This window comes from Paenochrobactrum sp. BZR 201-1, from assembly GCF_044987585.2.
GTDB lineage: Bacteria > Pseudomonadota > Alphaproteobacteria > Rhizobiales > Rhizobiaceae > Paenochrobactrum > Paenochrobactrum pullorum.
The window spans coordinates 1-14,401 of the sequence record NZ_JBJDRZ020000031.1 but is presented as its reverse complement, the minus strand read 5'-3'; the positions used below and the strand labels follow the sequence as shown (position 1 = coordinate 14,401).

Below are 14,401 nucleotides of genomic sequence, written 5' to 3'. Positions count from 1 at the left end.
GGAAAACGATGGCGGTGATAAAGAGATGGGCGGCTGTCGGTCATTCCCTATTATCGCTGCAGATGTTTACGCCGAAATTAAGGGAATAGAGCCGTCAGAACTCTGTATAGCCCGAAATCGTGCCTTCTTTTTTGTAGGTCAAAGCGACAAAACCTTCAATAAAGTCGAGCGCTAAAGCGCATTTCCGGCTGGAAGCCGGAGGTCTGAACTAATTAGAGGATGATCAACATTCTGGCCGATGCCAAGATAAAAATAATGGACGGTCGTGGGCATTATCTCGACAACATTTTCATCGAAAGACTATGGCGATCCCTCAAGCAAGAAGCCGTATATCTACATGAATTGCTGGACGGCTTCCAAGCCAAACGTATAATCAAAGACTGGATTGGATTTTATAATACAGAGCGACCGTACACCCCCTTGATAAACAAGCACCGGATGATGCATACTTTGGCGCAATACACATCAACCAAGCAGCATGACACCTAACCAGGGTGCATCTTAGCTGGACAGTAAACCTGTTCAAAAAACAGGACCACTTCAGTTTAGCTGAGGAACTTTCACACTATGATTAAGCCATAGAAATAAACGTCATAGTCGACGCATATGTCTTTTGCTTACAAAAATTTGCGACATTATTGCTGGGATATTTGCGCCTGTTTACGTGCCATTTGTACAATCCAACGCTGAAAGGCTAATCCAAATGGCTTTTGAAGCGCAGAACGATCCCATGCAAGAACATAATTTTCAGGCAATTTAAGTCGAATATCAAAAGGGATAATTAGACTACCAGACTTCAATTCATCATCTATCATAGAGATCTGTGCTAATGCAAATCCCCGCCCATTTACAGCGGCGCCAATCGCACTACTGGAAAGACTAAACTGGCAGCTCGATATTTTTAGTTTATCATCCGCTTGAATGTGATGTGCCCAATCAGCCCAGCTTGGTGGGGGCAGAAAGTCCTCTTCCCATTCCAGACTGAGGAGTGGAAATGATAAAATATCTGCAGGAAAATGAAGACTGCGACCTTCTAATAAGCGTGGTGAGCAGACAGGAACGACCCAATCTGTATAGAGCTCGGTGTAATGCTCATGCGCCTCAAAACGCTTGCCATATGTGATACGAAAATCGACTGGCTCATGACCTAATTTAGGCTCGTTTTCCTGACCATTGATTTTGATTTTTGAATCAGGATGTAAGACATGCCAATCGAAAATTCTGCTACCTATCCATCGATTCGCAACTGATGATAAGGCACTGAGTGTAATAGTGTTTTCCGTTTTTGCACGCTCAAGAACATCATCAGCTTTAGATAATTGCATGAAGCCTTTAGTGATTTCATGATGATATAGCCGACCCCATGTCGTCAACTCAACATGCCGGCCTTTACGCTCGAGAAGCGCAATACCCAGGCTATCTTCTAAAGCTCGAATTTGCTGGCTGACGGCACCGGGTGAAACACCCAATTCGCGGGCAGCAGAAGTGACGGTTCCGCATCTTCCGACAGCTTCAAAAGTTTGTAATCCTTTGATGGATGTTCTGATCATTTATGCGTTGTCCTCCTCCTGCTACTTTTTAGTTATTCTAAACAGTATCGTAGCACAAGCCTGCTTGAGTTGAGGCTTATTTACCCTGACTATCAAATAAAAATTGAGACGTTCAAGGGGACTTAGTAATGTTTTTGAGAAATGCATGGTATGTCGCAGCATGGGATCATGAAGTCGGTCGCTCGTTAAAAGCTGTCACAATGTTAGGTGATGCGATTGTTCTTTACCGCACCCAAGATGGTAAAGCCGCAGCATTGGAAGATGCATGTCCTCATCGTAAATTGCCGTTGTCTATGGGGCGCATCAAAGGTGATGATGTTGAATGTGGCTACCATGGCTTGACCTTCGACTGCACCGGAACTTGCACACGAGTGCCAGGCGCTGAGCGCATTCCGCATGTTGCACGTGTGCGCAGCTATCCGGTTGAAGAACGGTACGGCTTGGTATGGGTTTGGATGGGCGAACCGGCTCAGGCTGATCCTGCTAAGATCTTTTATGTCGAGCATTTTGATGACCCATCATGGGGTGTTAACCGTGGCGAATCCATGATGCTGAAGTGTAATTATCTTTATATGACAGATAATTTGCTTGATCCTTCGCATGTCGCATGGGTGCATCAATCATCTTTTGCCAGCTCTGCTTGTGAAGAAACGCCACTGGAAACCACAGTTGCTGAAGATGGTGTGACCGTTTGGCGTTGGATGCTTGATTCAGAACCTGCACCATTCTACGCGCCTTTTCTGCAATTTGAAGGCAATACAGACCGCAAACAGCATTATGAAGTGCGCTATCCGAGCAATGCGATTATTAAGGCTATTTTTGCGCCAAGTGGAGCTGGTGGTGAAGGAGAAACTCTGCCTGAAAATACATTCTTGATGGATAGTTATAATTTCATGACACCGGTGGATGAAAATCACACCAAATATTACTGGTTCCAGATGCGTAATTTTAAACCGAATGATGCTGAAGTATCTGCAAGTTTTGCCAAGTCTGTACGTGGCGCTTTTGAAGAAGATCGCGTTGTCTTAGAAGCCGTCCATTATGGCATTTCCAACCAGAAAACACCGCATTTGGATTTAAAAATTGATGCCGGTCCTTTGCGTTTCCGTCGCAAGCTCGCTCAGATGATTGCTGCCGAGACAGAGGAAAACTCTGTTGCAGCTCAATAAGCGTGCAACATGGCAAATGCTGATCGTATCCGGTTTCGCCCTTTTAAAGTGGTGTCAAAAATTCGTGAGAGTGAAACGATTTCATCGTTTGTCCTCAAACCGATCAACGCGTCCCATTGGACAGATTTTGAGGCAGGTCAATTCCTAACAATCCGTATACCAGATAAGGAAAATACAGGCTTTGTTTTACGTAATTATACCGTTTCGTCCGCACCGGGTGATGAGGGATATTATCGTATTACAATTAAGCGTGAGGCGGCTTTGCAGCCGGATCATGCAGATGGGCATGCTTCATGCTGGCTACATGATGCCGTGGATGAAGGCAGTGTTCTGGAAATTGATGGACCACGTGGAGCGTTTAAACTCGATCGCACTACAAAACGTCCTGTGGTGTTGTTGTCTGGCGGTGTTGGCCTGACCCCTATGGTTTCAATGCTGCGCCAATTGTCGGCTGAGCAAGATCGTCAGGTTCATTTCATTCATGCTTGTGATCATGGCGGTGTCCATGCGCTCAAGCAGGAAATTGCTGAATTTGCATCCAATTATGACCTGATAAAGGTACATTATTGTTATCGTTTTCCGAACGATCAGGATAGAATTGACAATCATCATCATTCAGAAGGTGTGCTAACTAAAGCCCGCTTGCAGACTTTGTTACCGCTTGATGATTATGATTTTTATCTCTGTGGCCCACGCCCTTTCATGCAGGCAATGTATGATTATCTGATAGAAATGGGCGTTAGTGATCAGCGTATTGCCTATGAGTTTTTCGGGCCTGCAAGCCTGTTAAAAGCTGGTGGCGGTGAGGCTAAGCCGGTTCAACCGGTCCCAGCAGCACCAAAAGTGGTAGATAGCTGCGGCTGTAAGGTGCATTTACAACGCAGTGGTCTTGAACTTGTCTGGGATGATAGTGCTTTGTCATTGTTGGACTTTTTAGAAGCCAATGGTGTTGAGCCGGAGTTCAGTTGCCGTGCCGGTATTTGCGGCAGCTGTGTCCACGGCCTTATTTCGGGTGAGATAACTTATTTTGAAGAACCACTTGATGAAATGGCTTCTGACAAGGTGCTGTTATGCTGCGCCCGCCCGTCCTCATCTATCGTGCTTGATCTATAGCTCAATAGGTCATGATAGTATTATTTATGAAAGTGTAGCCGACCATGCATGCGACTAACACTCACAGCGAAAAACTGTCTTCAACAGCAGGATTTATTCCGACTGATTATCATGCAATGCAGTCGCGGTTTTTAAAAACTGCTCAAAAGGCAAAAGCTACAGTCACTGAATATCCGCATCCATTGCCTGGCCCCGCCGGCGAAGCAATTGCAACTACTGTGGCGTTGCTGGGCAAAAGTAACGCACGACAGATGCTTGTTGTTATTTCCGGCACACATGGCGCGGAGGCTGCTTATGGTTCTGCCTGCCAGAGTGAATGGCTGCAGCAACTGAACGCAGACCGTTTGCCGGATGATGTTGCGATTTTGATGATCCATCTGATTAATCCTTGGGGTGCTGCATGGATGCGGCGCGTTACGGAAAATAACGTAGACCTGAACCGTAACTTCATTGATTGGAACAAAGCTCCACCTCTGAATGAAAAATACCGACAGGTACATAAAGCTGCGGTCTATACTGAGATTGAAGGTACAGGACGTGCTGAAACAGAAAAAGCATATGCCGAAGCCGTTAAACTGTTTGGCAGCAATGCAGCTGTGCTCAATATCATTGAGACCGGTCAATACGAGTTTTCTGATGGCTTGTTTTTTGGTGGTTCTAAAGCTGAATGGTCGAATGAGACACTGCATAAAATTATCGCAACCTTCGCACAAAATGCAGAAAAACTAGCATTTTTTGATCTGCATACGGGTGCGGGTCCTTATGCTTATCCCGCACTTTTGTCTGTGACAACTAAGGACCATGAAGGCATAGATTGGGGGCGCGATTTATTCGGCCCTGCACTAAATGTCATCGTCACCGGGACGAATGCAGTAACAGATAGTGGCATTGCTGCGACTGCAACCGGTTATGTATCTGCGGCTATGCGTAAAATGTTACCGGATACATTCTTGCTGCCATTGGTGATTGAGTGTGGAACGCTTGAAGGCCATCATGTCAATAATGCCGTTCGCGCGGATAATTGGTTGCATCTTTATGGCGACCTACAAGCGCCATTGGCGCAAAAAATTAAAGCTGATTTAAGAAAAGCTTTTATTCCTGAAGATGAAAATTGGGAAAAAGCCTGCATTCCGGCAAGTGTTTCGCACTTCAACCGCGTTTTAAATTCGCTAATCAGTTTATCGGCCATTCAAAAAGCTGAGCCTGCACGAGTGACCGCGCCGGATACCAATCAAGAGGGTGAGCCGGCGGTTAAAGTCGTAGAACTTCATAAGTCATTTGGCAGTCTTTCTGTTTTGAATGGCGTGAGTTTGACTGCGCAGCCTGGTCAGGTTGTTTCTTTGATTGGTTCTTCCGGTTCGGGAAAAAGTACATTCTTGCGCTGCATTAATCTGCTTGAACAACCAGATGGCGGCAGCATCATCATTGATGGTGAAGAAATACGCATGAAAAAGGGATCCGGCGGTAAAACGGTTCCTGCTGATAATCGTCAGGTTGAGCGTATTCGTGCCAATGTCGGTATGGTGTTTCAAAATTTCAATCTCTGGCCGCATATGACAGTGCTGGAAAATATTGTTGAAGCACCAGTGCATGTGCTGAAAGAAAACCGGGAAGAGGCGATCGAACACGCCCATCAATTGTTAAAAAAAGTGGGACTATCAGACAAGCACGGGCATTTGCCAAGCAGGCTTTCTGGTGGGCAACAGCAACGTGCAGCTATTGCACGTACTTTGGCCATGCGGCCTAAAGTGATTTTGTTGGATGAACCGACTTCGGCACTTGATCCGGAACTGGTAGGTGAAGTTTTGCGGGTTATTGCTCAACTTGCGGAAGAGGGGAATACCATGATCCTCGTGACACATGAAATGCAGTTTGCACGCGAAGTTTCGCATAAAATTATGTTCTTGCATCAAGGTAAAGTGGAGGAAGAGAGCGCGCCGGAGCAGCTGTTCACAAATCCTCAATCTGCCCGCTTGCAACAATTTCTGGCACGGACATTCATTTAAAGTCGCTTGCCTGAATAGACCTGACAAAAAGGTCGTCTTATTAATCATAAAAAGGGGAATACTATGTGGAAAGTTTTAGCACTTGCTGCTGCTTTTACCGCTTCAATTCATAGCGCTCAAGCGGCTGATGGTGAAATCATCATTGGTACTGAAGGCGCATATCCACCGTGGAGTATTGCTGACGCCAACGGTAATGTTACCGGTTTTGACGCTGAAGTCGGGCAGGCCGTTTGTGACAAAATGGAAGCAAAATGCCGTTTCGTGGTGCAAGCTTTTGATGGCCTTATTCCGGCTTTGAAAGCCAAGCAGATTGACGCGATCATTTCGGGTATGTCTATCACCAACGAACGCAAGAAAGAGATCGGTTTCTCTAAAGGTTATGGTGATTTGCCGAATTTCTTTGTTGTTCAAAAGTCTGATGATTTAGCCAGCATCACTGATTGGGAAACGTTGTTGAAAGCTCTGGCTGATAAGCGCGTTGGCGTTCAATCAGGTACAACACATGCGCTTTACATCAACAAATATTTACCGAATGTTGATCTGAAGACTTATGATTCTTTGGATCAGATGCAAATCGATCTGGCCAGCGGACGTGTGGATGTCTCTTTCTCAGATTTATCCGCAGCAGATGATTTTCTCGCAAAGGCTGACGGCAGCGCATTCCAGCTGATCAATGTTCCGATTGATAGCAAATCTGATGAAACATTGGGGGACGCCGTGGGTATTGGTCTTCGTAAAGACGATACAGACCTGAAAGCAAAAATCGATGTCGCACTTTGTGCTGCAATTGCAGATGGTACAATCGGTAAAGCCAGTGTGAAATGGTTCAAAATGGACATCACACATCCATGTGAATAAAGACCGGCTATATTTGTCAAATAAAAACAAGCAGGAGCAAAAAAATGCTCCTGTCCTTGCTCTTGAGATCGGATTACATTTCCGAGATCAACAGCATTCACGGCATTTATATGCTTCAGTCAATTCACTCAGAATATGAATGGTGCTTTGATGGAATTCGGACTTTTGCAGGTCTGGCAAGGCGGATGGGTTGGCGCAATTATACGCGGTGCCTCCATTACCATTGCTGTCGGTGTACTTAGTATGATTTTAGGCAGTATCATCGGTATTGCTTGCGGTCTTATTAAATGGGCGCGGGTCGTGCCGTTTAACTTTGTCGTTGACGGTTATACGACCGTTGTACGTGGTGTGCCTGAACTGCTTATCATTTATCTGCTCTTTTTCAGCTCGGTTGAAGTTGTCAATAAAATAACCACGGCTTTTGGTTATCAAGGCCTAGCATCCGGTGGTTACGCATTTGTGATTGCAGTCATTACGATCGGCATTATTTCTGGTGCTTATTCAACCGAAGTAGTTCGGGGTGCTTTGGCATCTGTGCCACGTGGTCATATTGAAGCTGGCCGCGCATTAGGTATGTCGCCTTGGCGGATATTCCGCCGCATTATTTTGCCGCAGATGCTGCGCATTGCAGGTCCGGGTATGAATAATGTCTGGCAGATTACAATCAAAGACACAGCTTTGGTGTCGGTTGTCGGTTTGGCAGAACTAATGCGTATTGCATCCGTTGGCGCAGGTTCAACACGCAGCCCGTTTTTGTTTTATTTGATCGCCGCCTTAACCTATTTGCTAATTACGCTTGTCAGTCAACATGGTTTCGACAAGCTTGAAAATCGCATGAAATCACAAGTCAGCGGGGGCGAGCATGGACATTGAATTTATCCAGAAAACCGTACCTGTCCTCATGCAGGGTTTAAGCAAAACTCTGCTTCTTTCCGGATTGGCCATATTGTTTGGTTTTAATCTAGGCCTTGGGTTGGCTTTGGCGCGTTTGTCTGAATGTCGGATAGCGGCAAAATTTGCCAAGGGCTACAGCACATTTTTCCGTGGAACGCCTCTATTGGTGCAAATCTTCCTGTTCTATTACGGGTTTGGACAGTTCGACTTCGTACGTCACAATCCGGTATTATGGTGGATTTTCGGTGATGGTACGCGTTGTGCAATTTTGGCACTGTCATTAAATACAGCCGCTTATACGTCTGAAATCTTGCGCGGTGGATTGATGTCTGTACCGGTCGGATTGATTGAAGCCGCTAAAGCATGTGGTATGGGACGCTTTTTACAGTTCCGCCGGATCCGCTTTCCGCTCGCTATCAGACAGGCGCTGCCTGCCTATGGGAATGAGGTTATTCTGGTCGTTAAAGGAACATCATTAGCTTCGACAATCACGGTTTTGGAAATTACAGGTTATGCGAAACGTTTGATGAGCCAGACCTATGCGATTTTCGAAGTCTTTGCTTTGGCAGGTGTACTGTATCTGGCCATCAGTTTGACGTTGATTATGATTGTTCGGTACTTTGAACGCCGACTGAGCATGTTTTAATGATAGAATGCCATCGAAACAGCGCTTGATGGCTCTGTTGCAAATTTGCGTTCTGGTTATGATGATCGTTAGTCAAGCCCCCGATTATCTGGGAGGATGGCGATTTTCAGGATTTTGAGCGAGCAGAGCTACGGCTTCTGTCAGTGCACTTGGTCTGATGCCAAAAGCACGTTCAACGATACGTGCTTCTCCACGCATATCGCCTGTGAGATTGAAAAATGCAGCCTGTCCTTTACGCAAAGCGCGCATGACCTCGAAACCTTTGATCATCGCATAGGTCGTTTTCAGCGTCTTGAACCCTCGCACTGGTTTGATCAGTTGCTTCAGCTTACCGTGATCAGCCTCAATAGTATTGTTCAGATATTTGACTTGGCGGTGTACAAGACTAGCGCGACATTTACCTTGGACCTTCAATTGGGAGATGGCGAGGCTCTGTTACCCATAAAACGGTACGTGAATGGGCGGAGAAATCCGGTTGAGATTTATACCAATAAAATCCGGCGTCGCACCCCACGTCTTGGCGATAAATGGCATTTGGATGAAGTTGTTATTACCATCAAAGGCAAGCTCCATTTTCTGTGGCGTGCAGTTGATCAGGATGGTTTTTTACTTGAAGTCCTTGTCCAGAAACGCCGCAATACAAAGGCTGCCAAGCATTTTATGCGTAAGCTTCTATCCGGTCATGGCTATTCACCACGTGTTATGGTCACAGACAAGCTGGGTTCTTATGGCGCGGCCAAACGAGAAATAGGCATTGGTGTTTGTGAACATCGTCAGCATAATGGGTTGAATAGTCGCGCTGAGAATTCTCATCAACCAATACGGCGATGAGAGCGGATCATGAAACGCTTCAAATCAGCGCGACATGTGCGAAGGTTCACATCAATCCATGATCCAATTTACAATCTTCATTACTTTCCCCGCAATCATTTCAACGCCGCCCATCACCGTGAATTACGACACACCGCTAAAAATATATGGCGCGAAATCGCAAGCCTCAAAGCCGCGTAATAACGGCATCATAGGTAAAATTACGGCCGACCGCAGGTTAAAGTTACAGTACCTTCTAGCGAGGGTCCATATACAGAGGCTGATATAATCTTTCCGTCGGCCATACACATCTCCCCCGAACTGGCAGAGGCGCAGCGGGTGGTCAAGAAGAAAGGTCAGCCCCGTACAATAGAAGCAACGACTTCAATTATTTCTGTCGCCGATCCGAAGGCCAAGTAAAACAGCTACATAGCCAATGACGATACTGAGAACTAAATAAGCTATCGCTGGGACAACCCCTGCTGCTGATCCAGACATGAGAACATAAGCGCCATATACAAAGCTTGAGAAGGTGGAAAGCCCACCCATGACACCCGTAGCTAGCAGTGTGTTTACCCCTGAGCTGAGAATGCCCTTTTTATAAAGGCCGGTGGCTAAGCCAAGTAGAAATGATGCGACGACATTCGCGACCAAAATCGACATTGGAATGCCATTTGATAAGTTCGGCACTCCTAGCATTAAAAACTCACGAAGCATTGCACCGACAGCGCCGCCGATAAAGACTAGTATGATGGTATTGATCATCGTGCTTCCCTCACCCTATCCAGCTTGCGAGCAATGCGCCGAATGCCGCCGCCGCTAAGCCGACCAAAACCGAACCCACCAAATAAAAGATTGCCAAGCCTTGATAATGATCGCGAGCAAGCTTCACGGCATCAAGCTGCATTGAACTAAATGTCGTGTATCCACCGAGGAAGCCGGTCAGTATACCCGCTTTCAACACATCGCCGAAACGCTCGTACCATTCCACAGAGAATAGCACTGACAAAAAACCAATTGCGAAAGCGCCGGTTATATTGATCAGAAATGTTCCCAGTGGAAATTTGCCGTTATAGCTTTCACCTGCCATCTTCCCGACCCACCAGCGAAAAAGCGATCCCAAACCACCGCCTAGCCCAACCCATAAAATATCTAACGGTTGCATTCGCATCCCCACGAATTTGTGAACTTACACGACACTTATTTGTAGGGTGAAAAAAAAATCGCACAAGTAGAAACCGCTGGAGCTTTCAACCATTCGATTTGAGCGAACGGTTGCTCAGCTCAATTATGAGCTATGTGTCACGAGATATCACTAATGGTGACACAGGCAGTTATGAAAGGGTAGAGTTTGATGCTAAGTCATTGATTTTATTGGTGCCGCTTATAGGACTCGAACCTACGACCCCATCATTACGAATGATGTGCTCTACCAACTGAGCTAAAGCGGCAAGCGATACTCTTTATTTATGAGTAAGACGCATCAAAAAAAGTCGTCTTTTAAGAGAAGCGCATGCGTCAAATAACGAAAAAACAACATAAAAGCAAGACAGAAAACTCAGCTCCAACTAAATCACACAATATCCAGTATCGACCCATTTCTTATGTTACAAATGTTCGAAATCGGGTTTTAATCGTGTAAAAATGACAGCAAGACAAGCTAAAATTTTCTTAATAGTATATTATCTCAACTACATTGAAAAATCCTCAACAGAACTATTCACGAAATAAAACTTTACAAAACAAACGGTTATCACGGACAATCATTCAAAAAACATAAAAACAACTTTATTTTATGCAATTAAAACAAAAGCTTATAAATAAGCCTATTGAGAATTTCATTCTAAACGCTCAATAACTGGTAAATGAATTATTAAAAGCCCTTGATTAGAAAGGGAATTTGGCTAAATCTGAAACTGACGACAAACGCATTGAACCAGCATTGCCTTAAGAAAGACCAGCATTTGGAAAGCATCGAACGCGCCATACGTAACGCATTAACAAAGGCTGATGCGACAGATTCTGAAATACGTCAGCGGATTTACACTTCTGCATGGCAAGCGCATGAGCGTGCATTATCACAAAATACACAGCTTAATGAAACCACCCGCAACCAGCGGCGTGAACAGCTGACAAATAGTATCCGTCAAATTGAACATGAATATGCTACGCAGCAAACGAGCTCTTCACAGCACCCGGTCAATTCAGCACCTGAAAGCAATCAGAGTGATCTGAGCGGTTCACTTGATCGCGTTGCTCCTTCACGTAAAATAGTACAACACGATGACGGGATGGCTGATTTCGGCCAGACTCCGGAACGTATTCAAAAATCCAAAAGCACTCCCCCTAAGAGACGCTCAAAATTTAAGAGATTGGCGGTTCCGCTCATTTCACTCGCAGTTTTTGGTATCATTGGCATTTCAATCTACAATAGTTTGAGCGATCTTAGCTTCTCACCCACAGGAAACAATCATTCATCCCTGAATACCGGCCCCTTCAAGGAAGGTGAAAATCCGGATGACGCCAAATGGATCACAATTTTTACACCCAAAGATGCAACACGCATCTCGTTAAGTGGTACTGCAACTGCAGAAATTACCCGCGTTGAAGGCGTTGATTATCTGCGCATCAAATCACCAACTGTTCAAGACACTATCCGCTTTGATGTCGGTGAAGGTATCCTCAACCAGCTCGTGAATACCACCGCGACTTTTGATATTGTTGCACGCAGCAGCGAAGGCAAACCTGTACAAATGTCGGTAACGTGTGATTTTGGCGAGATGGGCGACTGTCAACGTCGCCGTTACGACGTAACCGGATCGCAAGGTGACTTTCTGTTTGATGTCAAATTTGATACGCATAAAAAGACACAAAAAAGCGGCATCATCAGCGTCACCAGCGACTTGAATGGCACTGGCCGTGCTGTTGACATCTTTGCGATCAGGGTCGGTAAGCCGGAATAATCCGGCTGATCAAAGCTTAAAATCATTCACATCATTCTTTTTACAATTTTCATACTGTTTCACGCCAACAATGTGTGATTTACAGACATTGCTTTTTATGCCTATAATAACGCCAACAATTAGAAAAATAATGACGATATGTTGAAGTAAAATTAAATAAATTCAATATGATTATTAAATATAATCATAAGTATAAGGGTCTTATAATGCCGTTTTATACTTCTAGAAGAAATTTATTGAAAACAGGATTTTTCACCACCCTTGCAACCCCTTTTCTCTCCACATGCAGATGTGGCATTTCCAGCGCTTTTGCTGCGGAAGAAACACCCGATGATCAAACTACGCTGACACGCTCTCTGGTTCCGGGCGAATATTTATCTAAAGGAAAATCATATCGTTGCATTGCTGCTGATAATGGCTGGCCAATTGTTGTGCGTGAGGATTTAAGCGAGGCGCTCACTGAGCGCGAAGCAAGACGTAACCCCCTTGTTTCTTTTGCTCATGTCACAGATTTGCATATTATTGATGCGGCATCACCGTCCCACGCATCCTTTTTGCGCCAATATAAAGGCACCATCAATGGCGCGCCTTTATCCAATGCCGCCCGTGCGCAAGATACGCTCACCGTTCATGTGCTGGACGCGATGGTGCGCCGTATCAACGCAATTCAAAAAGGCCCGATATCACAACGTGTTTTTGACTTTGCTATTTCCACCGGAGACAATGCCGATAGCCGCGGGTTGCATGAATTAGAGGCAGTCATTGCTGTGTTGAATGGTGAAAAAACCAGTTTCAATGCGACTGGCGGCCGTTATCAAGGTTTGCAAGATGAAACATCGCTGGAAGGCAATGCCTATGACGCATTTTGGCATCCGGAACCGGTCAAAGCCAACCAGCAGGACGATGTTTGGAAACGGGCTTATGGCTATCCTGTTATTGAAGGTTTTATTGATGCAGTAAGCACACCTATTGCATCGGAAGGTTTGAGGTTTCCGTGGTATACTGGTTTTGGCAATCATGATTTAATGGATGCCGGTGTTTTGCCCAATGGCAGCGGCCTCAGCCATTTTCTGGATTTGCTTGCCACTGGCGACAAACTGCCGACCGGCATTCCGGAAGGCATGACACTGCAGAACTTCATCGGTGCCGTTATCCATCCCGATCAGCACGGTATTGAAGGGCTGATTGCCAAAATGCCAGTGCGCACCATTACCAGCGCGGCTAAAAGGAAACCCTTTAGCAAGGAAGATTTCATCCGCCTCCATTTGGAAAAAACCGGCAGTTACGGGCCGGCCGGACATGGCTTCAGTCCGGATAACCTGAGCGAAAAAACCGCTTATTATACCTTCCAAATGGCCGATAAAGTCACCGGAATTATGATGGACAGCACCAACACCAACGGAGGGCCGGACGGATCGCTTGATCCCGCGCAGGTTGAATGGCTGACCAAAACACTCATTGATCTTCATGCCCGCTATTATGATGAAAACGGTGTCTTAATCGAAACGAACAACAAAGATCAGCTCATTGTTCTATTCTCGCATCACAATTCACGCACCTTCGACAATCTCACCCATGCCCCTCATGAGACAACAAGCGACCGATTAGGCTCGGATGCTTTGCTGGAACTGCTACGTCGCTTTCCCAATATTGTGCTCTGGGTTAACGGCCATATGCACGCTAATCGTGTTTGGTGCCACCCTGACCCGCACGGTCGTGGCCACGGCCTGTGGGAGATCAATACCGCAGCACATATCGATTATCCGCAGCAAGCCCGCACTATCGAGATTTTGGACAATAGCGACTGCACACTTTCTGTTTTTGCCATCATGATCGATCATTCTGATCCGGCAGACATTATTCGCCAAGGCGGGCAGACACGCGCATCGCTTGCCGCGTTAAGCCTTGAACTTGCGGTTAATGATCCGGCACTTGACCGCCCTTTCCGGCTTGGTTTGCCGGAAGATCTCAATGTCGAGCTAATTATAAGAAGACCATTTGCTTTAGCATAAAACACATTTGTCAGGGCAATAACAAACCCGCCTGACATCTACAAGCATATTCTTATCTTCAAGAAATCAAATATTCTATAGCAGCCTATACGTTGGTATATTTTGGATAAACTTATAGAACAAAATTCATCCCTCTTTGTTGTTGAACCGTAAACAGCACTGATCTATGACAAAGCAACAGAGCAAAAGCTTCTGTTTTTTCATCCGGTTTTACAAAGGACCCCCAAATTAAATGCCAAGCGACAGTAGTCAACAAACCAAGCCGCAGGATGCGTGGCGCTGTAACTTTAACCTGAAGTCGGTCGTAATTTTACCTATGATGCCGTTATTACGCGGCTTTGAGGCATGCGATTTTCGTGCCATATATTTTTAGCGGTGTG

The 14,401-nt window shown here is 45.6% G+C and carries 12 protein-coding genes, 1 tRNA gene and 2 pseudogenes; 10 read left to right on the top strand and 5 right to left on the bottom strand.

The annotated features are described in order from the left end of the window. The first annotated feature begins 219 nt into the window (after nucleotides 1-219). Nucleotides 220-489, top strand: coding sequence for an integrase core domain-containing protein (locus tag ACI0FR_RS15055; protein ID WP_374834044.1), 270 nt, complete (start codon nucleotides 220-222; stop codon nucleotides 487-489). A gap of 146 nt (nucleotides 490-635) precedes the next feature. On the opposite strand, the gene ACI0FR_RS15050 is transcribed toward ACI0FR_RS15055, so the two are convergent. Then, complete coding sequence (locus ACI0FR_RS15050; protein WP_374834042.1) at nucleotides 636-1,550, bottom strand: LysR family transcriptional regulator; 915 nt, start codon at nucleotides 1,548-1,550, stop codon at nucleotides 636-638. A 128-nt stretch (nucleotides 1,551-1,678) separates the two neighbouring features. Between ACI0FR_RS15050 and ACI0FR_RS15045 the strand changes: the two genes are divergently transcribed. The 6 genes from ACI0FR_RS15045 (at nucleotide 1,679) to ACI0FR_RS15020 (ending at nucleotide 8,236) form a co-directional block, all read left to right on the top strand. Then, complete coding sequence (locus tag ACI0FR_RS15045) at nucleotides 1,679-2,719, top strand: aromatic ring-hydroxylating dioxygenase subunit alpha (RefSeq protein ID WP_461667971.1); 1,041 nt, start codon at nucleotides 1,679-1,681, stop codon at nucleotides 2,717-2,719. Between the two features lie 9 nt (nucleotides 2,720-2,728). Next, nucleotides 2,729-3,832: a 2Fe-2S iron-sulfur cluster-binding protein gene (locus tag ACI0FR_RS15040; protein WP_374834038.1), complete on the top strand. Its 1,104-nt coding sequence runs from the start codon at nucleotides 2,729-2,731 to the stop codon at nucleotides 3,830-3,832. 44 nt (nucleotides 3,833-3,876) lie between these two features. Then, nucleotides 3,877-5,838: a DUF2817 domain-containing protein gene (locus ACI0FR_RS15035; RefSeq protein WP_445482849.1), complete on the top strand. Its 1,962-nt coding sequence runs from the start codon at nucleotides 3,877-3,879 to the stop codon at nucleotides 5,836-5,838. Nucleotides 5,839-5,901: 63 nt separating this feature from the next. Beyond that, the gene (locus ACI0FR_RS15030; protein WP_374834036.1) at nucleotides 5,902-6,696 is read left to right on the top strand and encodes a transporter substrate-binding domain-containing protein; all 795 of its coding nucleotides are present in this window, start codon (nucleotides 5,902-5,904) and stop codon (nucleotides 6,694-6,696) included. Between the two features lie 150 nt (nucleotides 6,697-6,846). After that, complete coding sequence (locus ACI0FR_RS15025) at nucleotides 6,847-7,569, top strand: ABC transporter permease (protein ID WP_374834034.1); 723 nt, start codon at nucleotides 6,847-6,849, stop codon at nucleotides 7,567-7,569. Continuing rightward, the gene (locus tag ACI0FR_RS15020; RefSeq protein WP_374834032.1) at nucleotides 7,559-8,236 is read left to right on the top strand and encodes an ABC transporter permease; all 678 of its coding nucleotides are present in this window, start codon (nucleotides 7,559-7,561) and stop codon (nucleotides 8,234-8,236) included. Before ACI0FR_RS15025 ends, ACI0FR_RS15020 begins: the two co-directional genes overlap by 11 nt. 84 nt (nucleotides 8,237-8,320) lie before the next feature. On the opposite strand, the pseudogene ACI0FR_RS15015 reads toward ACI0FR_RS15020, so the two are convergent. Further along, nucleotides 8,321-8,662 (bottom strand): annotated as a pseudogene (locus ACI0FR_RS15015) (DDE-type integrase/transposase/recombinase); the annotation flags it as partial. A gap of 8 nt (nucleotides 8,663-8,670) precedes the next feature. Between ACI0FR_RS15015 and ACI0FR_RS15010 the strand changes: the two are divergent. After that, nucleotides 8,671-9,247, top strand: a pseudogene (locus tag ACI0FR_RS15010) (IS6 family transposase); the annotation flags it as partial. Between the two features lie 183 nt (nucleotides 9,248-9,430). On the opposite strand, the gene ACI0FR_RS15005 reads toward ACI0FR_RS15010, so the two are convergent. From ACI0FR_RS15005 to ACI0FR_RS14995, 3 genes are all read right to left on the bottom strand, one after another. Further along, entirely contained in the window at nucleotides 9,431-9,811 is a 381-nt protein-coding gene (locus tag ACI0FR_RS15005) for a CrcB family protein (RefSeq protein ID WP_461667970.1), read from the bottom strand. Nucleotides 9,812-9,821: 10 nt separating this feature from the next. Then, nucleotides 9,822-10,211, bottom strand: coding sequence for a fluoride efflux transporter CrcB (crcB, locus tag ACI0FR_RS15000; RefSeq protein WP_374834028.1), 390 nt, complete (start codon nucleotides 10,209-10,211; stop codon nucleotides 9,822-9,824). A 210-nt stretch (nucleotides 10,212-10,421) separates the two neighbouring features. Beyond that, nucleotides 10,422-10,497 (bottom strand) — tRNA-Thr (locus tag ACI0FR_RS14995). A 513-nt stretch (nucleotides 10,498-11,010) separates the two neighbouring features. Between ACI0FR_RS14995 and ACI0FR_RS14990 the strand changes: the two genes are divergently transcribed. Next, complete coding sequence (locus ACI0FR_RS14990; protein WP_461667969.1) at nucleotides 11,011-12,009, top strand: hypothetical protein; 999 nt, start codon at nucleotides 11,011-11,013, stop codon at nucleotides 12,007-12,009. A gap of 236 nt (nucleotides 12,010-12,245) precedes the next feature. Next, a complete protein-coding gene (locus tag ACI0FR_RS14985) occupies nucleotides 12,246-14,021 on the top strand; it encodes a TIGR03767 family metallophosphoesterase (protein ID WP_461667968.1) in 1,776 nt (591 codons plus the stop codon). The last annotated feature ends 380 nt before the right edge of the window (nucleotides 14,022-14,401 follow it).